This is a genomic window from Arthrobacter sp. SPT-J7 (genome assembly GCF_059089965.1).
In genome coordinates, this window is the sequence record NZ_JBNHFF010000642.1 from 1 (window position 1) to 259 (window position 259).

The window sequence follows — 259 nt, forward strand, 5'->3', positions numbered from 1 at the left end:
TGGTGCGGATTCCGCCCCAGGTGGCGTAGGCGCCGATGCCGGGGGCGTAGTGGATGGTTCCGCCCTGGAAGCCCTGGTAGCAGCCGCCGCCGGTGAGGCCGCAGATTTCGTTGGTTACCGGGTAGCCGAGTTTGCCTTTTTCGTAGCCGAGGTTGCCCCAGGTGGTGCGGATTCCGCCCCAGGTGGCGTAGGCGCCGATGCCGGGGGCGTAGTGGATGGTTCCGCCCTGGAAGCCCTGGTAGCAGCCGCCGCCGGTGAG

The 259-nt window shown here is 68.7% G+C and carries 1 protein-coding gene; it reads right to left on the reverse strand.

Features of this window, described 5'->3' with window-relative positions; genetic code table 11:
• Positions 1 to 259: LGFP repeat-containing protein (locus AC5RWX_RS34630; RefSeq protein ID WP_494100616.1), on the reverse strand; the 259-nt coding region annotated here is incomplete at both ends.